This window comes from Kitasatospora sp. NPDC056731, from assembly GCF_040687675.1.
Lineage (GTDB): Bacteria > Actinomycetota > Actinomycetes > Streptomycetales > Streptomycetaceae > Kitasatospora.
The window spans coordinates 21160-45305 of sequence record NZ_JBFBNR010000044.1 but is presented as its reverse complement, the minus strand read 5'-3'; the positions used below and the strand labels follow the sequence as shown (position 1 = coordinate 45305).

The window sequence follows — 24146 nt, the reverse complement described above, 5'->3', positions numbered from 1 at the left end:
GTCAGTCCTCCTGGTGGGAAAGGGTGGTGGTGCCGTCGGCGCCATCGGTGGCCTCGGCACCATCGGTGTCACTGGTAGCCTCGGTGATCCTGGCGGCCAGGATCGGCCCGATCTGGGCGAGCGAGCCGACTTGGGTCATCCGGTCGTGCCGGGTGGTGATCTCGTGCGATTCGATCCGGCCGGTGACGTAGGGGCGCCAGGTCTCGGGCCCGGCGTTGTCCTCGGCCCGGTCGATCGTGGAGTTGAAGAGCAGCAGGTCTCCGTCGAAGCCGCCGGGGACGAAGTCGACCGCCAGCTTCGCGTTGTTGATCATGATTTCGACGATCACCTCGACCTGCCGCTCGTTCAGGCCGGCCAGCGCACTGCCCCGCCGGTTCAGCACCTCGGCGACCTCGGCGTAGGTGATCTCCCGCTCGCCCAGTTCGTCCGGGTCGACGTCGAGCACACCGACGAGCACGTCCCGCACTGTGGGCACCGGAGCCACCTCGAACCGCACCTCCTTCACCGGGTAGGCGTCGAGGATCGCCAACAGTGCGGTCCGCTCGCCGCGCGACTGCAGCTCGCAGGCCAGCGCGTGGGCGATCAGCCCGCCGGCGGACCAGCCGAGCAGCAGGTACGGGCCCTCCGGCTGGATCTTCTGGATCTGGTCGGCGTAGTCGGCCGCCATCTCCTCGTAGGACGTCGGCAGGGCTTCGGGCCGGCCGAGACCGCGCGCCTGGATGGCGTAGACCGGGTGCTGCGGGCCGAGGTGGTTCAGCAGTCCGCTGTACGACCAGCTGATGCCGCCGCCGGGGTGGATGCAGAACAGCGGTGTCCCGGTCCCGGTCGAACGCAGCGGCAGCACCACGTCCAACGCGTCGTCGGGATCGTCCATGAGCAGACGCTCGGTGAGACCGGCCACGGTCGGCGCCTCGAACAGCATGCGCAGGCCCAACTCCAGACCGAGGGTCTCGCGGACCCGCGAGGCCAGGCGGGCGGCCAGCAGCGAGTGCCCGCCCAGATCGAAGAAGTTGTCGTCGATGCCGACCCGCTCCCGGCCGAGGACCTCGGCGAACAGCCCGCACAACAACTGCTCCTGCGGCGTCCGGGGGCCGCGCCCGACGTCCGAGGCCCCGTACTCGGGGGCCGGCAGCGCGGCCCGGTCGAGCTTGCCGTTAGCGGTCAGCGGCAGCGCGTCCACGGTGACGAACGCCGCCGGCACCATGTAGTCCGGCAGTTCGCGGCGCAGCCGGCCGGACAGCTCCCCAGCCTCGGGCGCGCCCTCGGGGGCGGGCACCAGGTAGGCGACCAGCCGCTTGTCGCCCGGCCGGTCCTCCCGGGCGACCACCGCCGCCTGGGCGATGCCCGGGCAGCCCGCCAGGACCGCCTCGATCTCTCCGGGCTCGATCCGCAGGCCGCGCAGCTTGACCTGGTGGTCGGCGCGTCCGGCGAAGTCCAGCGTGCCGTCGGTCCGCCACGACGCGAGGTCGCCGGTGCGGTACATCCGGCTCCCGTCCGGCCCGTACGGGTCGGCGGTGAAGCGCTCCGCCGTCAGGCCGGTCCGCCCGAGGTAGCCGCGGGCCACGCCCGTCCCCGCGAGGTACAGCTCGCCGACCATGCCAGTCGGCACCGGGCGCAGCCTGTCGTCGAGCACGTAGGCGCGCATGTTCGCCATCGGCCGGCCGATCGGCACGGTCGCGGCGTTTTCGGGAAGGACGCCCACCGGGTGGCAGGTGGCCAGGGTGGTGGCCTCGGTGGGCCCGTAGCCGTTGACCACCTCGATGCCGGGGCAGGCCGCCAGGACCCTGGCGACGGCGGCCGGGGAGACCACGTCGCCGCCGGTCCACACTTCGCGCACCCCGGCGAGCAGGCCCGGGCGCTCCTCGGCGACCAGGCGGAACAGTCCGGCCGTGAGCCACAGTCCGGTCACCCCGTACGAGGTGATCGTGTGTTGCAACAGGTCGAGGTCGAGCTGCTCCGGCGGCGCGACCACGACCCGGCCGCCGTTGAGCAGCGGCACCCACAGCTCGTAGGTGGAGAGGTCGAAGGCCGTCGGGGAGTGCATCAGCACCCGCTCGTGTCCGCCGCCGCGGAACTCGGGCGTCAGCGCGTGACCCACCACGTCATGGTGGGTGACGGCCACGCCCTTCGGCCGGCCGGTCGAGCCGGAGGTGTACATGATGTACGCCAACTGCCCTGATTCACACCGGACTTCGATGCCGGAGGGATCGGCGGCCTCGGACTGCACCAGCGCGGTGATCACCTCCTGGGTGAGCACCAGGGCCGCCCCGCTCTCCCGCAGGATCAGGTCGATCCGGGAGGAGGGGAAGCGCGAGTCCAGCGGCACGTAGGCGCCACCGGCCTTGATGATCGCCAGGATCGCCACGACCAGCTCCGCCGAGCGGTCCAGCATGACCGCGACCGGCGTCTCCGGCCGAACGCCCTGGCGGATCAACGCCCGCGCCAAGCGGTTGGTCCGCAGGTCGAGCTCTGCGTAGGTCAGCTCGGTGCCACCGGCCACGACCGCGACCGCCTCCGGGGTGGCCCGCACCTGGCGGGCGAACAACTCCGGCACCGCGGCCCCGGGCAGCTCGGCCGCGGCACCGTTGGACCCGTCGAGCAGTCGGCGGCGTTCCTCGACGGGCATGATGTCGATCCGGCTGATCGGCCGGTCGGGGTCGGCGACCGCCGCGCGCAGCAGACGGGCCAAGCGCTCGAACAGCAGCTCCACGGTGGGCGCGTCGAACAGGTCGGTGGCGTACTCCACCGCACCGACCAGGCCGCCGGGGCCACCGTCCGGGCGGAACTGCTCGGCCAGGCTGAAGGTCAGGTCGACCCGGGACGTACCGGTCGGCGCCTCCAGGTGGCCGGTCTCCAGCCCCGGCAGCGCGAACTCGCCGACCGGTGCGTTCTGCAGGGCCAGCATGATCTGGAACAGCGGGTGGTGGGCCAGCGACCGCGCGGGGTTGACCACCTCGACCAGGTACTCGAACGGCACGTCCTGGTGGTCGTACGCGGTGAGCGCCCTCTGCCGGACCCGGCCGAGCAGTTCGGCGAATCCGGGGTCCCCGCCGGTGTCGGTGCGCAGCACCAGGGTGTTGACGAAGAAGCCGACGAGCTCGTCCAGCGCCTGGTCGGTACGGCCGGCGATCGGACTGCCGACCGGGATGTCCGTGCCGGCTCCGAGCCGGGTGAGCAGGGCCGCGAGTCCGGCCTGGAGCACCATGAACATGCTGGCGCCGCGCGCGGCGGCCAGGTCCCGCAGCGCCTGGTGCAGTTCGGCGTCCAGTCGGACCACGACCCGGTCGCCCCGCTGGGAGGCCACCGGCGGCCGCGGCCGGTCGGCCGGCAGCTGTAGCTGCTGCGGGACGCCGGACAGCTCCTCCTTCCAGTAGGCCAGTTGCCGGGCGAACAGGCTGTCCGGGTCGGCGGCGTCACCGAGCAGGTCGCGTTGCCAGGCGCTGTAGTCGGCGTACTGCACCGGCAGCGGGGACCACTGCGGGGCCTCGCCCCGGCAGCGGGCCGCGTAGGCCGCGGCGAGGTCACCCGAGAGTGGGCCCATCGACCAGCCGTCGGCGGCGATGTGGTGCACCACGACCAGCAGCACGTGCCGGTCGGGGGCGAGGACGTACAGCTCCGCCCGGACCGGCGGCTCCGCCGCGAGGTCGAAGCCGCACTGCGCCGTCTCCGCCAGGCGCTCCGCCAGCCGGCTCTCGTCGAGCTCGACCACCGGCAGTGCGGGGTGCGCCTGCGCGGCGCTCAGCACGACCTGGTGGGGCACGCCGTCCGTCTCACGGAAGACCGTCCGCAGGCTCTCGTGCCGGGCGACCACGTCCGCGAGCGCGGCGTGCAGGGCCTGGCGGTCCAGTTCGCCGGTCAGGCTGAGCGCGAGCGGCATGTTGTAGGTGGCGCTCGGCCCGTCCATCCGGTGCAGGAACCACAGGCGGCGCTGGGCGAAGGACAGCGGCACCCGCTCGGGCCTCGGCCGGACGATCAGCGCGGGTCGCGCCGCTCCGGAGCCGTCCAGGCGGGCGGCCAGCCCGGCCACGGTCGGGCTCTCGAACAGCGTCCGGACCTCCAGCTCCGCGCCGAGGGTGGCCCGGACCCGGGAGGCCAGCCGGGTCGCCAGCAGCGAGTGGCCGCCGAGGTCGAAGAAGCTGTCGTCGACGCCGACCTGTGCCAGGCCGAGCACCTCGGCGAACAGCTCGGCGAGGAGCTGCTCCTGCGGGGTGCGCGGCGCCCGCCCGACGGCGACGGGGCCGAGGTCGGGGGCCGGCAGCGCACGGCGGTCGAGCTTGCCGTTGGCGGTCAGCGGCAGCGCCTCCAGCGCCACGAACGCCGACGGGACCAGGTAATCGGGCAGCCGGCCCCGCAGCCAGTCACGGAGTTCACCCAGGAGGGCGCCGGTGCCCCGGCTGTCGGTCGGGCGGTTGGCCAGCGAGGACAGCGACGCACCCGTGGCCCGGGCCGGCCGGTAGGCCTCGACCGGGGAGCGGTGGAGCGCCTGTGGGTCGGTGAAGACGACGTCCACGGCGTCCGCCGCGGTGGCCGACCAGGTGACGACCGCCGAGCGGCCGAACTCCGTCCCGAGGGCGTGGAAGTCCTCCGGGTCGGGGACATCGCTGTCCCCCAGGGCATGCAACCGTTCCAGCAACTCGGCGAGCGAGCCGTCCCCGTTCTGCACCGCCCGGGCCAGAGCGGCCTCCCGCGCCACGCGGCGGTTCGGCACCCCGGTGATCCGCAGCACGTCGGCGGGCGGCTGGGCGAGCAGCTCGCGCAGTTCGGCCGGCCCGGCGATCTGCTGTCCCCACGCCAGTTCGACGGACCGGTCCGGGGCCGTCGGGGTGACCGGCGGCTTGTGCAGCGTCACGTCGTAGCGGTAGCGGGTCAGCTCGTTGTGGTGGCGGCCGCGCTTGACCTCGACGGCCATCGCGCCGATGTCCGTGCCGTGCTCCCGAAGGACGGTGAAGAAGTCCGGGTCGACCAGGAGCTCCTTCTCCACCCGGACGGCCTGCTCCACAGCGCGGCGCACCGCGGTGAAGTCGGCGCCTTCGCCGACCCGGTGCAGTTGGACGGCGGTGGCCAGCGGACGCAGCAGCCGCAGGTTGCGGACGTCGCCGACGAAGAGCGCGCCGCCGGGGGTGAGCAGTCCCATCAGCTTTTGGATGACGTCGGCGAGGTAGTCGGCGGACGGGAAGTACTGCACCACCGAGTTGATGACGATGGTGTCGAACTGCCCGACGGGCAGGCCGGCGGTGTCGTGCGCCGGGCGGGTGTGCAGCACGACGCGGCTGGCCAGCTGCTCCTGCCGGGCGACCTGGGTGGCCAGCGCGTCGATCGCGGTGGCGGAGAAGTCGGTCGCCCAGTAGGTCTCGCAGTGCGGTGCGATCTGCGAGAGCAGCAGACCGGTGCCGACGCCGACCTCCAGCACCCTGCGGGGGCGCAGGGCCAGGATGCGGGCCACGGTCGCGTCCCGCCACTCCCGCATCTGCTCGACGGGGATCGGGCTCGCGTCGTAACTGCTGTTCCAGCCGACGAAGTTCTGGCCGAAGCCGGCTTCCTCGGGAGCGATGGGCAGGGCGTCGTAGATGTCCCGCCACTCGCCCACGTGGTCCGCTTCGAGGGCGCTGTCGCGGGCCTCCTCCTGCCGGGGGACGACGTAGCCGATGAGCCGGTCGTCCTGGGCGAGGACGGCGGCCCGGGCGACGGCGGGGTGCTCGGCCAACGCCGACTCGATCTCTCCGGGCTCGACCCGGAAGCCGCGCACCTTCACCTGGTCGTCGGCGCGGCCGACGTACTCCAACTGCCCGTCGCCCAGCCAGCGCACCACGTCTCCGGTGCGGTACATCCGGCTGCCCGCCTCGAACGGGCAGGCGACGAAGCGCCCAGCCGTCAGGGCCGGCCGGTTCAGGTAGCCACGCGCCAGGCCCGCGCCGGCGACGTACAGCTCCCCGGGCACACCGGGCGGCACCGGCCGCAGCCGCTCGTCCAGCACGTACACCCGCGCGTTGGCGATCGGCCGCCCGATCGGCGGCACGCCCGCCCCCGGGGACAGCGGGTCGCTCATCGTCGCGCACACCGTCGTCTCCGTCGGGCCGTACGCGTTGACCATCCGCCGGCCCGGCGCCCACCGCTCCACCAGCTCCGGCGGGCACGCCTCGCCCGCCACCACCAGGGTCGACACCGTCACCGCGCCCTCCGGCAGGGCCGCCAGGACGGACGGCGGCACGGTCACGTGGGTGACCGCGAGCCCCGGATCGGTCAGCGCGGCGACCGGCTCCGCCGCCGGGGGCAGCACCAGGGCCGCGCCGCACAGCAGCGCGGTGAAGATCTCCGACACCGAGGCGTCGAAGCTGGGCGAGGCGAACTGAAGCACCCGGCTGTCGGGTTCGATCGCGAACCGCTCGATCTGGGCGGCGACCAGACTGGCCACACCGCCGTGGGCGACCACAACGCCCTTGGGGCGGCCGGTCGAACCCGAGGTGTAGATCACGTAGGCCGGGTGCCGGACATCGAGAGCGACGTCCGGGTCGGTCTCCGGCCAGTCGCCCTCGACCACCATGGCGGGGTCATCGACCATCAGCGCCGGACGGGCGTCCGCCAGCATGAAGTCGATCCGCGACTGCGGGTACGCCGGATCCACCGGCAGGTACGCCGCCCCGGCCTTCAGGATGCCCAGGATGGCGATCACCGCTTCCACCGAACGCGGCAGGGCCACCGCTACCAGCTGCTCCGGGCCCACGCCCCGGGCGATCAGCGCATGCGCGAACCGGTTCGCCCGAGCGTCCAACTCCCGGTACGTCAACTCCGCATCGCCACAGACCAGCGCGACCGCGTCCGGCGTCGCCGCCACCTGCGCCGCGAAGGCCTGCGGCACCGGCACGGCACCCACCTCGCGGGCGGTCTCGTTGCCCCGCTCCAGCAGCCGGTTCCGCTCGTCGGAGTCGAGGAGGTCGATCCCTCCGAGCGGCCGGTCCGGGTCGGCGGTGACCGCCTCCAGCAGGAGCGTCCAGCGCCGGAGGAGGGCTTCGATCGTCGAGCGGTCGAACAGGTCGGTGGCGTACTCCGCCGCACCGACGATCCCGGCCGGGCTCCCGTCCGGACCGAACCGCTCGACGAGGCTCACCCCGAGGTCGAACTTGGCGGTTCCGGTGGCCACCGCGTAGGTGGCGACCTCCAGGCCCGGCAGCGAGAACCGGCCCATCGGGGCGTTCTGCACGGCCAGGATGGTCTGGAACAGCGGGTGGTGCGACAGCGACCGGGACGGGTTCAGCACCTCCACCAGGTGCTCGAACGGCACGTCCTGGTGCGCGTACGCCGACAGCGAGGCCTCCCGTACCCGCCCGAGCAGTTCGGTGAAGCTCGGATCACCGCTCGTGTCGGTGCGCAGCACCAGCGTGTTCACGAAGAACCCGACCAGGTCGTCCAGCGCCTCGTCCGTGCGCCCCGCGATCGGACTCCCGATCGGGATGTCCGTGCCCGCGCCCAGCCGCGTGTACAACGCCGCCAGCGCCGCCTGCAGCACCATGAACAGGCTGGTGCCGGTGTTCCGCGCCAACTCGGTCAGAGCGGCGTGCAGTTCGGGGCTCAGTTCCAGGCCGACGTGATCGCCGTGCCAGCCGGCGACGGCCGGCCGCGGCCGGTCGGCGGGCAGCTGTAGCAGCTCCGGGAGGTCGGACAGCTGCCGCTTCCAGTGGTCGAGCTGCTCGGCGAAGCGGCTCTGTGGGTCGGCTGCGTCGCCGAGCAGGTCGCGCTGCCAGAGCGTGTAGTCGGCGTACTGCACCGGCAGGTCCGGCCAGCCCGGCGCGCGGCCCTCGCTCCGGGCCGCGTACGCCTCGGCGAGGTCCCGGGCCAGCGGGCCGGTGGACCAGCCGTCACCGGCGATGTGGTGCATCACCAGCAGCAGCACGTGCTCGTCCGGCGCGACCGCGAACAGCTCCGCCCGCAGCGGTGGCTCCGCCGCCAGGTCGAAGGGTCGCCGGGCGAACTCGGCGAGCCGGTCGTGCAGTTCGGCCTGTGAGGCCTCGGTCAGCCCGGCCCGGGGCCGGGCCTCGGCCGGGTCCAGGACCCGCTGGCACGGGACGCCGTCCACCTCCGGGAACACCGTCCGCAGGCTCTCGTGCCGGGCCACCACGTCGGCCAGCGCTTCGTCCAGCGCCGCCCGGTCGAGCGTCCCGGTCAGCTGGAGCGCCAGCGGGATGTGGTAGGTCGCGGTCGCGCCGTCCATGCGGTGCAGGAACCAGAGCCGGCGCTGGGCGAAGGACAGCGGCACCGCCTCCGGCCGCTCCCGTGCGGTCAGCGTCGGGCGGGCACGGCCGGCCTCCGCCAGCGACCCGACCAGACCCGCCACCGTGGGCGCCTGGAACAGCGCGCGCAGTCCAAGCTCCACGCCGAGCACCGAGCGCACCCTGGCGGCCAGCCGAGTGGCGAGCAGGGAGTGCCCGCCGAGGTCGAAGAAGTCGTCATCGACTCCGACCTGCGGCCGGCCCAGCACCTCGGCGAACAGCTCGCACAGGATCTGCTCCTGCGGGGTGCGTGGCGCCCGGCCGACCTCGGCCGAGCCGAGGTCGGGAGTGGGCAGCGCGGCGCGGTCCAGCTTGCCGTTGGGCGTCAGCGGCAGCACGTCCAGCACCGTGAACACGGCCGGCACCAGGTAGTCGGGCAGCCGGTCGCGCAGGTACGCCGCCAGCTCCGCTGGACGGACGGCCACGTCGGGACGGGCCGCCACGTAGCCGAAGAGCCGGTCCTCCCGGGCCACGACGGCGGCCTGGGCGACCCCGGGGTGCTCGGCCAGTGCGGCCTCGACCTCGCCGAGTTCGATCCGGAAGCCGCGCACCTTCACCTGCTGGTCGGCGCGGCCGACGTACTCCAGCTCTCCGTCCGCTCGGCGCCGCACCACGTCACCGGTGCGGTACATCCTCTCGCCCGCCGCGCCGAACGGGCAGGCGAGGAACCGCCCGGCGGTGAGCCCGGGCCGGTTCAGGTACCCGCGCGCCAGACCGGGGCCGGCGACATACAACTCCCCTGCCACGCCCGGCGGTACGAGGCTCAGTCGCTCGTCGAGCACGTACACCCGGAAGCCCGCGACCGGGCGGCCGATCGGCGGCACGCCCGAGCCGGGCGACAGCGGGTCGCTCATCGTCGCGCAGACCGTCGTCTCGGTCGGACCGTAGGCGTTGATCATCCGGCGCTCGCGCGCCCACCGGGCCACCAGCTCCGGTGCACACGCCTCACCCGCGACCACCAGGGTTGCGGCCGTGAGCTCGGCACCGTCCAACGCGGCCAGGGCCGAGGGCGGCAGGGTCACATGGGTGACGCCGAGCCGGCGGTCCGTCAGCGCCTCCAGCGGGGCATCAGCCGGCGCCAGGACGAGGGCGGCACCGGTGAGCAGGGCGCTGCACAGGTCCCAGAACGACGCGTCGAAGCTGGGCGAGGCGAACTGGAGGACCCGGCTGCCGGGCACCAGGCCGAGCCGCTCGACCTGCGCCGCCACCAGGCCCGACACACCGCCGTGGCTCACCACGACGCCCTTGGGGCGGCCGGTCGAGCCCGAGGTGTAGATCACGTAGGCCGGGTGCCGGACGTCGAGCGCGACCACCGGGTCCGCGTCCGGCCAGTCTCCGCCGCCCACCATCGCCGGATCGTCGACCACCACCGAAGGCCGGGCGTCGTCGAGCATGAACGAGATCCGCGCCCGCGGGTACACCGGATCCACCGGCAGGTACGCCGCCCCGGCCTTCAGCACACCGAGGACCGCCACCACCGACTCCACCGAGCGCGGCAACGCCACCGCCACCAACCGCTCCGGACCCACCCCCCGCGCGATCAACGCATGCGCGAACCGGTTCGCCCGAGCGTTCAACTCCCGGTACGTCAACTCCACATCACCGCACACCAGCGCAACCGCGTCCGGCGTCGCCGCCACCTGCGCCGCGAAGAGCTCCGGCAGGTTGGTCGGCGCCGCCCCGCCCTCGACGGCGGGCAGCAGCTCGCGGCGCTCCTCGGCAGAGAGCAGCTCGATCCCGCCGATCGGCTGATCGGGCGCGGCGGCGACCGCGGCCAGCAGCCTGGTCCACCGGGCGACCAGGGCCTCGACCGTCGAACGGTCGAACAGGTCGGTGCTGTACTCGACCGCACCGCTGAGCCCGGCCGGCGCGCCGTCGGACCCGTGTTCCTCCGCGAACCCGAAGGTCAGGTCGAGCCGCGCGGTCCCGGTGAGCACGCTCACCCCGGAGACCTGGAGGCCCGGCAGCTCGAAGTCACCGCCCGGCGCGTTCTGCACGACCAGCCCGGTCTGGTACAGCGGGTGGTGGGACAGCGAGCGGGACGGGTTCAGCGCCTCCACCAGGTGCTCGAACGGCACGTCCTGGTGCGCGTACGCCGACAACGCCGTCTCCCGCACCCGCCCCAGCAGCTCCGTGAAGCTCGGGTCACCGCTGGTGTCCGTCCGCAACACCAGGGTGTTGATGAAGAACCCGACCAGGTCGTCCAGCGCCTCGTCCGTCCGGCCGGCGACCGGGCTCCCGATCGGGATGTCCGTGCCCGCGCCCAGCCGTGTGTACAGCGCCGCCAACGCCGCCTGCAACACCATGAACAGGCTGGCCCCCGACCGCCGGGCCAGCTCCAGCAGGGCGGCGTGCAGTTCGGCGTCGATCCGGAGTTCCAGCAGGTCTCCGCCGTACGACATGGTCGCCGGGCGGGGCCGGTCGACCGGCAGTTGCAGTTGCTCGGGCAGCCCTGCCAGCTCCTCGCTCCAGTACCGGACCTGCCGGGCGAAGAGGCTGTCCCCGTCGTGCTCGTCGCCGAGGATCTCGTGCTGCCACAGGGTGTAGTCGCCGTACGTCACCGGCAGCGGCGGCCAGGCGGGTGACCCGCCACCCCGCCGGGCGGCGTAGGCGGTGGCCAGGTCGGCGGACAACGGGCCCATGGACCAGCCGTCGCCGGCGATGTGGTGCATCACCAGCAGCAGCACGTGCTCGTCCGGCGCGACCGCGAACAGCTCCGCCCGCAGCGGTACTTCCGAGGTCAGGTCGAAGCCCCGCACCGCCGCCTCGCGCAGCAGGGCGGGCACCTCCGCCTCGCCGGCCGCGCGTACGGTCAGCGGCACGGCGGCCTCGGTGCTGTCCAGCACCCGCTGGTACGGGATTCCGGCGGTGTGCGGGAAGACCGTGCGCAGGGTCTCGTGCCGGGCCACCACGTCCGCGAGCGCGGCGCTCAGCGCAGCCCGGTCGAGGTCGCCGGACAGCCGCAGGGCCAGCGGCATGTGGTAGGTGGCGCTCGGTGCCCCGAACTGCTGGAGGAACCAGAGCCGGCGCTGGGCGAACGACAGCGGCATCGGTTCGCGGCGGGACCTGGGCACCAGGGCCTGCCGCGCGGTGCCGGCGTCGTGCAGCCCGGCCGCCAGTCCGGCGGGTGTCGGGGTCCGGAACAGGCTTCGCAGCTCCAGCTCGACCCCGAGGGTCGCCCGGATCCGCGAGACCAGCCGGGTGGCGAGCAGCGAGTGCCCGCCCAGCGCGAAGAAGTCCTCGTCGACACCGACCTGGCCCCGGCCCAGCACCTCCGCGAACAGCTCGCACAGGATCTGCTCCTGCGGGGTGCGCGGCGCCCGGCCGGTCTCCCTGATCGTGGCCTCGGGCGCCGACAGCGCCGCCCGGTCCAGCTTCCCGTTCGGCGTCAGCGGCAGCGCGTCCAGCAGCACCAACGCGGACGGCACCAGGTAGTCCGGCACCCGGTCGCGCAGGTACGCCGTCAGCGCCGTCGCGGTCGCCCCGCTCCCGGCCACGGGGACGACGTACGCGACGATCCGGTCCTCGCGGGCGAGCACCGCGACCTGGGCCACGCCCGGGTGCGCGGTCAGCTCGGCCTCGATCTCGCCGGGCTCGACCCGGAACCCGCGCACCTTCACCTGGTGGTCGACCCGGCCGGCGAACTCCAACTCCCCGTCGGCCCGCCAGCGCACCAGGTCCCCGGTGCGGTACATCCGGCTGCCCACCTCGAACGGGTTGGCGACGAAGCGCCCGGCGGTGAGCCCGGGCCGGTTCAGGTACCCGCGGGCCAGGCCCGCCCCGGCCAGGTACAGCTCCCCCAGCACGCCGGGGGCGACCAGCCGCAGCGCCGCATCCAGCACGTACACCTGGCAGTTGGCGATCGGCCGGCCGATCGGCACCGGCGACGGGCAGTCCGCGGGGGCGGCCGGCAGCGGGTAGGCGGTGATCACATGGGTCTCGGCGGGGCCGTAGTGGTTGTGCAGCACCCGGCCCGGCCCGCGGGCCCGGAAGCGGCGCACCGCACCGCTCAGACGCATCGCCTCGCCGGCCTGCGCGATCAGCCGCAGGCCCGGCAGCTCCAGCCCGGCTTCCTCCGCGGCCTCGGCGAGCGCCTCGATCACCAGGTTGGGTGCGAACAGCTCCTCGACTTCGTGCCGGTCCAGCCAGTGGGCGAACTGCTCGGCGCTGCGGCGCTGTTCCTCCGTCGGCACCACCAGGGTCTTGCCGAACAGCAGCGCGGAGAGCACCTCCTGCACCGAGACGTCGAAGCTGAGCGCGGTGAACTGCGCGGTGCGCGTGCCGGGTTCACCGCCGACGGCGCGGTGGTGCCACTCCAGCAGGTTCAGCAGCCCGGCGGCGGGCATCACCACGGCCTTGGGCCGGCCGGTGGAGCCGGAGGTGTAGATGACGTAGGCCGGGTGCCGGGCGTCCACGGTGACGACGGGGTCGGTCTCCGGGTGGTCCCCGGCGGGTGTGACGTCCGCGAGGTCGTCGAGTACCACGGCCGGCCGGGCGTCCTCCAGCATGTACGCGATGCGGGCCGCCGGGTAGTCCGGGTCGACCGGCAGGTAGGCCGCCCCCGTCTTGAGCACCGCGAGGACGGCCACCACCAGCTCCGCCGAGCGCGGCAGGCGCAGGGCGACGACCTGCTCCGGCCCCACCCCACGCGCGATCAGCGCGTGGGCCAGGCGGTTGGCCCGGCGGTTCAGCTCGCGGTAGGTCAGCGCGGTGTCCTCGAACAGCACCGCCTCAGCCGCCGGGGTCTCCCGGACCTGCGCCTCGAACAGGGCCGCCAGGCCCTCGGGCGGGACCGGACGCGCGGTGTCGTTGCGGGCGATCAGCAGCTCGTGCCGCTCCCCGGCGGTGAGGACGTCGATCCGGCTCAGCGGCCGGTCCGGCGCGGCGACGACCGCCGCCAGCAGGCGTAGCCAGCGGGCGACCAGCACCTCCACCGCGGCCCGGTCGAACAGGTCGGTGCTGTACTCGACCCGCCCGATGATGCCTTCGGCCGGCCCGCCGGTGCCACCGCGCTCCAGCAGGTGGAAGCCGAGGTCGAACATCGCCGTGGGCGTCCGGACCAGGACGATCTCGGCGCTCAGGCCGCTCAGCGTGAACTCGGTGCGGGGCACGTTCTGCAGCGCGAGCAGCACCTGGAACAACGGCTGCCGGGTGAGCGACCGGGACGGGTTGAGGGCCTCGACGACGTGCTCGAACGGCAGGTCCTGGTGCGCGTACGCGCCGAGCGCGCCCTCCCGGACCCGGACCAGCAGCTCGGCGAAGGACGGGTCGCCGCTGGTGTCCGTGCGGAGCACCAGGGTGTTGACGAAGAACCCGACGAGGTCGTCCAGGGCCTCGTCGGTCCGGCCGGCGATCAGACTGCCGACCGGGATGTCCGTGCCCGCGCCGAGCTTGTCCAGCAGCGATGCCAGGGCCGCCTGCAGCACCATGTACACGCTGGCGCCGTGCTCCCGGCCCAACCGGACCAGCCCGGCGTGCAGCTCGGCGTCCAGTTCGATCGCGAGGTGGCCACCGGAGTAGGAGGGCGCCGCGGGACGGTGGCGGTCGGCGGGGAGGGGGATCTGCTCCGGCAGGCCTGCCAGGGTCCGCGTCCAGTAGTCAGCCTGACGGGTGAACAGGCTGTCCTGGTCGGTCGCGTCACCGAGCAGCCGGTCCTGCCACAGGGTGTAGTCGGCGTACTGCACGGGCAGCGGCGCCCACTGCGGCTCCTCGCCCCGGCGGCGCGCCGCGTACGCGGTGGCCAGGTCGGCCGCGAGCGGGCCCAGCGACCAGCCGTCGCCGGCGATGTGGTGCATCACCAGGAGCAGCACGTGCTCGTTCGCCGAGAGTTCGAACAGCTCGGCGCGCAGCGGCGGTTCGGTGGCGAGGTCGAATCCGCGCGCCGCGGCCGCCGTCAGCAGTTCCGGCAGGGCCGGCTCGTCGGTCGGGGTGACCGACAGCCTCGGGCGCGCCTCTCCGGCGGCCAGCACCTGCTGGTGGGGCACACCGTCCACCGACGGGAAGACCGTGCGCAGGGTCTCGTGCCGGGCGCCGAGGTCGCCCAGCGCCGCGTCCATGGCCGCCGGGTCCAGCGGTCCCGAGAGCCGCCACGCGAGCGGCATGTTGTAGACGGGGTCGGCGCCCTCCAACTGGCGCAGGAACCACAGCCTCCGCTGTGCGGACGACAGCGGCACGCGGTCGGGCCGCTCCGCCCGCTCCAGGGCCAGCCGGGCCCGGTCCGCCCCGCCCAGCCCGGCGGCCAGCCCGGCCACGGTCGGGCTGCGGAACAGGGTCTGCAGCGGCAGCTCCACGCCCAGCGTCGCGCGGACCCGGGCCACCAGCCGGGTGGCCAGCAGGGAGTGCCCGCCGAGGTCGAAGAAGTCGTCGTCGACGCCGACCCCGGGCAGGCCCAGCACCTCGGCGAACAGTCCGGCCAGCACCTGTTCCTGAGGAGTGTGCGGTGCCCGGCCGGCCTGCGTCGCAGTGGACTCGGGCTCGGGCAGGGCGCGCCGGTCCACCTTGCCGCTGGCGTTCAACGGCAGGGCGTCGAGGGAGACGAACGCGGCGGGCACCATGTAGTCCGGCAGGCGCTCGCGCAGGTGGGCCCGCAGGTCCTCCGGCCGAGGCTCCGCCCCGGTGGCGGGAACCAGGTAGGCGACCAGGCGGGTGTCCCGCACCCGGTCCTGCCGAACGATCACGGCGGCCCGCGCGACCTTCGGGTGTTCCGCCAGTGCGGTCTCGATCTCGCCGAGTTCGATCCGGAAGCCGCGCACCTTGACCTGGTCGTCGGTACGGCCGAGGAACTCCAGGTTCCCGTCCGTGCCCCAGCGCACCAGGTCGCCGGTGCGGTACATCCGCCCTCCTTGCCCGCCATCGGGCTGGGGGCACCTCCCAGCCGCCAGGCTGGGGGCGAGGGGCCCAGATCCACTCGGACCGAACGGGTCCGCCACGAACCGTCCCGCGGTCAGACCCGGCCGGTTCAGATAGCCGCGCGCGAGGCCCGCACCGGCGAGGTACAGCTCACCCGGCACACCGACGGGCACCGGCTGCAACGCGGCGTCGAGCACATGCAGCCGGACGCCCCCCAGCGGCCGTCCGATCACCGGGCGCGCGCTCGACTCCACCGGCGCGTAGACCGAGTCCACCGTGCACTCGGCCGGCCCGTAATAGTTGAGGGACAACACCCCGTCGGCCGCCCGCAGCCGCTCCCACAGCTGCCCCGGCACGGCCTCGCCGCCCAGTCCGACCATCGACGGACGCCACCTTGGGTGGTCCAACAGGCCGTGATCGACGAGGACTTGCAGGTAGGACGGGGTTCCGCCGACAGTGTCCAGCCCGGCCCGCGCGGCGTACTCGAGGTAGGCGTCCGGGTCGGTCCAGGTCGCCTCGTCCAGGACGTGCAGCTCGTGGCCGGCGAACAGGGCGAACAGTTGGTCGCAGGAGGCGTCGAACGACACGGACGTGGTCAGCCCGATCCGCATGCGCTCCTTGATCCGGAAGACCAGCGGGCGCTGCTCGGCGAACAGGTTGAGCAGGCCGCCGTGCGTCACCACCACGCCCTTGGGCTTGCCGGTCGAACCGGAGGTGTAGATGACGTAGACCGGGTGGCCCGGGTCGACGGCCACCGCGGGGTCCGTCACCGGGCAGCCCGCGACCAGCTCAGCCGTCTCCGGGTCGTCGACCACCAGCCGCCCGGCCGGACCGGCCGGCAGCCGATCCCGGGTACGGGCGCCGGTCACCGCCAGAACCGGCCGGGCATCGTCGAGCATGTGCCCGATCCGCGCGGCCGGGTACTCCGGATCGACCGGGAGGTACGCCGCGCCGGTCTTCAGCACCGCGAGGATCGCCACCACCAGCTCGGCCGAGCGCGGCAGCGCGACCGCCACCAGCCGCTCCGGCCCCGCCCCCCGCGCGATCAGGGCGTGCGCCAACCGGTTCGCCCGCGCGTCCAGCTCCGCATACGTCAGCGACGCTTCCGGCCCGACCACCGCGAGGGCGTCCGGAGTCGCACGCACCTGAGCCCGGAACAACTCCGGCAGACTCTCGGTGAAGGCCTGGGCCGCCGGGCCGGTGCCCAGCGCCGTCAGCTCGGCGCGTTCCTCGGCCGTGAGCAGGCCGATCCGGCTGAGCCGCCGCCGCGGGTCGGCGACCGCGGCGCGGAGCAGCCGCTCCCACCTCCCGATCATCGTCTCGACGGTAGCCGGGTCGTAGAGGTCACTGGTGTACTCGACGAAAACGTCGATCCCCTCCGGGGTGGGGGCACCTCCCGGGCCGCCAGGTCCAGGGGGACCGTCCTGTCCGTGCCGCTCCGACATGGTGAAGATCAGGTCGAGCTTGGCGGTGGTCGACGTCGACGGCACGTCCTCGACGCGCAACCCGGGCGGCGCGAAGTCGGCCCGAGGAGCGTTCTGCAGCACCAGCATGACCTGGAACAACGGGTGGTGCGACAGCGACCGGGACGGGTTCAGGACCTCGACCAGGTACTCGAACGGCAGGTCCTGGTGGGCGTACCCGGCCAGCGCGGTGTCCCGGACCCGGCCCAGCAGCTCGGCGAAGGTCGGATCGCCCGAGGTGTCGGTACGGAACACCAGGGTGTTGACGAAGTAGCCGACCAGCTCGTCCTGCGCCTGGTCGGTCCGGCCCGCGACCGGGCTGCCGACCGGGATGTCGTCGCCCGCGCCGAGCTTGCTCAGCAGCGCCGCCAACCCTGCCTGGAGCACCATGAACAGACTGGTCCCGTGCTCACGGGCGAGCTCGCGCAGACCGCGGTGCAGCACGGCGTCCAGCCCGGCACGCACAGAGCCGCCCCGGTGCGAGGCGACCGCCGGGCGGGGGCGGTCGGTGGGCAGCTGGACCTGCTCCGGCAGCCCGGCCAACTGCCGGGTCCAGTAGGCCGCCTGGCCCGCGAACAGGCTGTCCCGGTCGGTGGCGTCGCCGAGCAGTTCGTGCTGCCACAGGGTGTAGTCGGCGTACTGCGCGGGCAGCGGTGCCCACTGCGGCTCCTCGCCCTGACAGCGCGCCGCGTAGGCGGCGGTCAGGTCCTGCGTGAGCGGGCCCAACGACCAGCCGTCACCCGCGATGTGGTGGAGCACGACCTGGAACACGTGCTCGTCCGGTGCCAGCTCGAACAGCTCGCCCCGAAGCGGCACATCGACCGCGAGGTCGAACCGACGGTCCTTCGCCTCGGCCATCACGGACGACAGCTCGGCCTCGGTGGTCCGGCTCACGTCCAGCCGCGGGCGGCCGGCCACGACGTCCAGCACCTGCTGGTACGGCACGCCGTCCACCGCCGGGAAGACGGTGCGCAGGCTCTCGTGCCGGGCCACCACGTCCGCCACCGCGGCTTCCAGGGCCCGCCGGTCCAGAGCCCCGGACAGCCGCCAGGCCAGGGAGATGTGGTAGTTCGCGCTGGCGCCCTCCAGCTGGTGCAGGAACCACAGCCGCCGTTGCGCGAACGACAGCGGGATCACCTCGGGGCGCTCGCGCCGGGCCAGGGCGGCCTGCGCCGGTCCGGCCGCCACCAGGGCGGCGGCCAGGGCGGCCGGGGTCGGCGCCTCGAACAGGGTGCGCAGGGGCATCTCCACGCCGAGCGTCGCACGGATCCGGGCGGCCAGGCGGGTGGCGAGCAGCGAGTGCCCACCCAGGTCGAAGAAGCCGTCCTCGACGCCGGCCGACGCGACGCCCAGGACCTCGGCGAACAGCTCGCAGAGGACCTGCTCCTGCGGGGTGCGCGGCGCGCGGCCGGCGGCCGCCGGGGCGAGGTCGGGGGCGGGCAGGGCTTGGTGGTCGAGCTTGCCGTTGGCGGTCAGCGGCAGCGCGTCCAGCACGACGAACGCCGAGGGCACCATGTGCTCCGGCAGCCGCTCGCGCAGGTGCCCACGCAGGTCGGCCGGGTGCGGCGCCGCTCCGGCGGCCGGCACCAGGTACGCGACCAGCCGGGTGTCGTCGGCCCGGTCCTGCCGGGCCAGGACGGCGACCTGGGCGACGCCGGGGTGGGCGGCGAGCGCCGCCTCGATCTCGCCGAGCTCGATCCGGAAGCCGCGGACCTTCACCTGCTGGTCGACCCGGCCGACGTAGCGCAAGCCGCCGTCCGCCGCGCGCCGCACCACGTCGCCGCTGCGGTACATCCGCGATCCGGGCGGTCCGAACGGGTCCGCCACGAACCGCCCGGCGGTCAGGCCGGGCCGGTTCAGGTAGCCGCGTGCCACGCCGGGGCCCGCGACGTACAGCTCGCCGGCCACGCCCGGGGCCACCGGCCGCAGGCCGTCGTCGAGCACGTACGTCCGCAGGTCCGGGAGAGCCGCGCCGATCTGTCCGGCGGCGGTGCCGGAGCGGTCGAGCGCGGCGTACGTGACGTGCACCGTGGTCTCGGTGATGCCGTACATGTTGACCAGCCGCGGCGCGTCCTCCGCGTGCCGCTCGTACCAGCTCGCCAGCCGGGCGCGCTCCAGCGCCTCGCCGCCGAACACGACGGTCCTCAGGCCGAGTTCAAGCGGGTGCTCGGTGTCCGCCTGCATCAGCTGGTAGAAGGCGGACGGCGTCTGGTTGAGCACGGTCACGCGCTCGCGGGCGAGGAGTTCCAGGAAGCGGCCGGGCGAGCGGCTGGTCTCGTGGTCCACGACCACGAGGCGGCCGCCGTGCAGCAGCGCGCCCCACAACTCCCACACCGAGAAGTCGAAGGCGTAGGAGTGGAAGAGGGTCCAGACGTCGTCGGCGGTGAAGCCGAACAGCTCCTCCGTCGTCCGGAACAGACGCACCACGTTGCGGTGCGGAACCACGACGCCCTTGGGGTTGCCGGTGGAGCCGGAGGTGTGGATGACGTAGGCGGCGTGGCCGGGATCGACGGTGACCCCCGGGTCCGTGTCCGGCAGCCCGTCCAGGTCGGCGGAGTCCAGCAGCAGCCGGTCCAGGTGGTCCGCCCCCGGCAGCTCGCCGATACCGCTCGTCGTGACGAGCAGCGCGGGCCGGGTGTCCTGGAGCAGGTAGGAGATCCGGGCCGCAGGGTACTTCGGGTCCACCGGCACGTAGGCGCCGCCGGCCTTGACCACCGCGAGCACCGCGACGACCAGGTCCGCCGAGCGCGGCAGGGCCAGGGCCACCAGCCGCTCCGGGCCCACGCCCCGGTCGATCAGCGCGTGCGCGAGCCGGTTGGCGCGGGTGTTCAACTCGCCGTAGGAAAGGGCTACTTCACCGTCCGTGAGGGCGACGGCGGCCGGGTTGGTCCGGACCCGCCGCTCGAAGAGCGCGGTCAGGCTGCTGCCCGGCGCGTCCTCCTCCTCGGTACGGGCCGGGAGCAGCGCGCGGAGCTCGTCGGCGGACAGCACGTCCACCCGGCCGATCCGTCGGCCGGGGTCGGCGACGACGGCGCGCAGCAGCCGCAGCCACCGGTCGACGATCCCCGCCACGGTGGCCTCGTCGAAGAGGTCGGTGCTGTACTCGACCACGCCCGACAGCCCCTCCGTACCCGGCTGTTCGGCCAGGATGAAGGTCAGGTCGCACTTGGCCGTACCGGTGTGCACCAGATCGGCCGTCACCCGCAGCCCCGGCAGGTCGAAGGCGCCGAACGGGGCGTTCTGCAGGGCGAGCATGGTCTGGAAGAGCGGGTGGTGCGCCAGTGTCCGGGTCGGGTTCAGTGCCTCCACGAGGTGCTCGAACGGCACGTCCTGGTGCGCGTACGCGGCCAGCGCGTCGGAGCGGACCCGGCCCAGCAGTTCGGCGAACGACGGGTCGCCGGTCAGGTCGGTGCGCAGCACCAGGGTGTTGACGAAGAAGCCGACCAGGTCGTCCAGGGCCTCGTCGGTGCGTCCCGCGATCGGCGTGCCGATCGGTACGTCGGTGCCGGCGCCGAGTTTGCCGAGCAGGGCGGCCAGACCGGCCTGGAGCACCATGAAGAGGCTGGCGCCACCGTCGCGGGCGAGTTCGCGCAGGCCTTGGTGCAGCTCGGCGTCGACCTGCACCGGCAGGTGGGCGCCATGGTAGGACATCACCGCCGGGCGGGGCCGGTCGAAGGGCAGCTCCACCTGCTCGGGCAGGTGCGCCAACTGCTCCCGCCAGTACGCGAGCTGGCCGCTCAGCAGGCTGTCCGGGTCAGTGCCGTCACCGAGCAGCTCCCGCTGCCAGAGGGCGTAGTCGGCGTACTGGACGGGCAGTTGGGCCCACTCGGGCTTCGCGCCCTCGGCACGGGCCGCGTAGGCGGTCCTCAGGTCCCGCAGGAGCGGGCCCGCCGACCAGCCGTCACCGGCGATGTGGTGCACCACCAGCAGCAGCACGTGCTCCTCGGTGCCGAGCCGGAAGAGCTCGGCACGCAGCGGCGACTCCTCGGCGAGCTCGAAGCCGTGCCGCGCCGCCTCCGCCACAAGGTCCGGCAGGTCGTGCTCGCCTACCTCGGTGACCCGTAGCCGTGGCCGTGCCTCGTCGGGGTCCAGCACCCGCTGGCACGGCACGCCGTCGACGACCGGGAAGACGGTGCGCAGGCTCTCGTGCCGCTCGACGACGTCGGCCAGTGCGGCGTCCAGGGCCCGCTGGTCCAGGTGTCCGGACAGCCGCAGCGTCAGCGGGATGTTGTACGTGGCGCTCGGGCCCTCCATGTGGTGCAGGAACCACAGTCGGCGCTGCGCGAAGGACAGCGGGACGGCCTCGGGCCGCTCGCGCCGCCCCAGCGCCGGGCGCGCCCGGCCCGCGACGTCCACCGCCGCGGCCAGTTCCGCCACCGTCGGCGCGTCGAACAGGTCGCGCAGCCCCAGCTCCACGCCCAGCACCGACCGGGCCCGGGCGACCAGCCGGGTGGCCAGCAGGGAGTGCCCGCCGAGGTCGAAGAAGCTGTCGTCCAGCCCCGGCTCGGACACCCCGAGCACCTCGGCGAACAGGCCTGCGAGCAGGTGCTCGACCGCAGAGCGCGGAGCGCGGCCCGGCACAGCCGACTGCCGCTCGGGGGCCGGCAGGGCCCGCCGGTCGAGCTTGCCGTTCGGGGTCAGCGGCAGGACGTCCAGCGCCACGAACGCCGACGGCACCATGTGCTTGGGCAACCGCTCCCGGAGGTGTTCGCGCAGGGCGGTGTCGGTGACCGTGGCGCCGGGCTCGGCGACGGCGTAGGCGACCAGCCGGGGCTCGTCCTCGGTGCGCACCACGACGGCGGCCCGGGCGACCTGCGGGTGCTCAGCGAGGACGGCCTCCACTTCGCCGAGCTCCACCCGGAAGCCGCGGACCTTGACCTGGTCGTCGGTCCGGCCGAGGAACTCCAGATTCCGGTCTGCACCCCAGCGCACCAGGTCGCCGGTGCGGTACATCCGCGAGCCACTCGGACCGAACGGGTCCGCCACGAACCGCCCGGCCGTCAGGCCCGGCCGGTTGAGGTAGCCGCGGGCCAGGCAGGGCCCGGCGATGTACAGCTCGCCCGGCGTACCGGCCGGCAGCGGCCGCAGGGCGCCGTCGAGCACGTACAGCCGGACGTTGCCGGCGGGCCGACCGATGACCGGGAGCGGACTCGATCCCACGGAGGCGATCACCGGGTTGACGGTGCACTCGGACGGTCCGTAGAGGTTGAGGCAGGAGACCCCGTCCGCCGACCGTAGTTCTCCCCACAGCCGCTCCGGGACGGCCTCGCCACCGGCCGCGACCAGCCCCGGACGCCAGTTCTGGTCGCCCAGGAGCCCGTGGGCGACCAGGACGTGCAGGTAGGACGGGGTGGCTTCGATGTAGTCCAGCCCGTGGCGCGCCGCGTAGCCGACGAAGGCGTCGGGGTCGGTCCAGGTCTCGTGGTCCAGGACGTGCAGCTCGTGGCCCGCGAACAGGGCGAGCAGCTGGTTCCACGAGGCATCGAACGACACCGACGTCGTCAGGGCCACCCGCAGCCGCTGCCGTCCACCCATCGCCGACGGGAAGTGGACCTGCCGGAGGTCGGTGAGCAGGTTGAGCAGACCGCCGTGGGTCGGCGCCACGCCCTTGGGCCGGCCGGTGGAGCCGGAGGTGTAGATGACGTAGGCCGGGTGGCCCGGATCGACGACCACCGTCGGGTCGGTCGCTGACAGGCCGTTCACCAGGTCGGCCGTCGCCGGGTCGTCGACGACCAGCCGGTCGACGGAACCCTCCCCCGGCAGCCGGCCCTCGCTGAGGGTGTCGGTCACCAGCAGGGCCGGGCGTGCGTCATCGAGCAGGAGGGCGATCCGGGCGGCCGGGTATTCGGGATCGAGCGGGACGTAGGCCGCCCCGGTCTTGAGCACCGCGAGGATCGCCACGACCAGTTCGGCCGACCTCGGCAGGGCGACCGCCACCAGCCGCTCCGGCCCCGCGCCCCGGGCGACCAGGGCGTTCGCCAGCCGGTTCGCCCGCTCGTCCAGCTCCGCATAGGTCAGAGAAACGTCCCCGCACACCAGCGCCACCAGGTCCGGCGTCGCCCGCACGTGCTTGCGGAACAGCTCCGGCAGGGTCTCGGCCGGGAGCTCGACCGTCGGCCCGGTGCCGAGGGCCGTCACCTCTCGGTGCTCCGCGGCCGTGAGCAGGTCGATCCGGCCCAGCACCTCGTCCGGGCCCCAGTCCGCGACGGCGTCGAGCAGGGCGATCAGCCGCTGCTGATGGGCGGCGAGGTCGTCCTCGCCGTACGCCTCGGGCGAGCCGTGGAGCCTGAGCAACGGCGGGTTGCCGTCCCGGTAGTCGAACACCCAGACGGCCAGGTCGCTGGTCGACCCCGACACGAAGTGGTGCACGGAGGCGGGGTGACCGGCGAAGGTCGGCCGGGAGTTGAACGCCATGATGTTGACGATCAGCGGGAACGCCGTCCCGATGCTGCCGGGCACCCCGAGGTCCCGCAGCAGGTCCTCGCTCCGGTACCGCTCGTGCGCGACGGCCGCCTCGACCTCCCGCGCCGCCTGGGCGACGAGGTCACGCCACGACATGTCCGGCCGTACCGTCAGCCGCAGGGGCACCACGTTGGACATCGTGCCCGGCACCGACATCAGGTCGCGGTCGGCGGACCGACGGGCCGTGACGGGTAGGGCGAGCACCACGTCCTGCGTTCCGGTCAGCCGGTGCGCGTAGAGCGCCGCCGCCGCGATCACCAGGCGGGACCAGCGGACGCCGGTCTTCGCCGCCGCGGCGCGCAGCGCGTCCGGGCGCCGCAGTTCCCGCTCCTCGGCCAATCGGAGCGCGCGGTCCGGGTCGGTCGGGATCGTGCGGGTGAGCCGCGTCGGTTCCGGCCGGTCGGCGAAGCGTTCCGTCCAGTAGGAGCGGTCGGCGGTGAAGTCCGCCGACGCCCGGTAGGCGGCGTCGCTGTCGACCAGGTCCCGCAGCGAGCCGAACGGCGACGGCGCCACCGGGCCGCCCTCGGCCAGCGCCGAGTACACGTCGGCGACCCGCTGCCTGACCAGGGCACTGCTGATCGCGTCCAGCACCACGTGGTGGTAGTTCAGGTACCAGAGGAATTCGGTCGGCGACAGCTTGACCAGCGCGTGCCCGAACAGCGGGTCGCGCGCGAGATCCAGCGGGCGCATCAGGTCCCGCTCCATCCACTCCATGGCCGCCGCACGGGGTGCGGGCTCCCCGCTCAGGTCCAGGTGTGCCGGTGCCCAGTCCCAGGTCTCGCGGAGGATCTGGCGCGGGCCGTCACCGCCGTCGACGAAGGTCACGTGCAGGGCGTCGACCTCGTCGACGACGCGGCGCAGCGCGGTCGCGAACAGGTCCGGGTCGACCGGCCCGTGGATCTCCAGGCACTCACCGACCCGGTAACCGGGGATCGGTGTCCGGGAGCGCTGCTCGGCGAGCCAGATCTCGCGCTGGGCCGCTGTCAGGGCAAGGACGTCGCCGTCGCGACGGGACATGGGGGTACCTCCAGAAGTGTGGGCGGGCAGGCGCGCAGGACGCGCCGGGCCACGCCGACCGCGGTGACGTCACACGGTCAGCGGGCGGTGC

At 73.8% G+C, this 24146-nt stretch carries 1 protein-coding gene; it reads right to left on the bottom strand.

Annotated elements, in window-relative coordinates:
* Position 1: 1 nt before the first annotated feature.
* Positions 2 to 24055 carry a non-ribosomal peptide synthase/polyketide synthase gene (locus tag AB0R04_RS31725; RefSeq protein WP_363377091.1) on the bottom strand — a complete coding sequence of 8018 codons (24054 nt, stop codon included), beginning with the start codon at positions 24053 to 24055 and terminating at the stop codon, positions 2 to 4.
* Between the last annotated feature and the right edge of the window lie 91 nt (positions 24056 to 24146).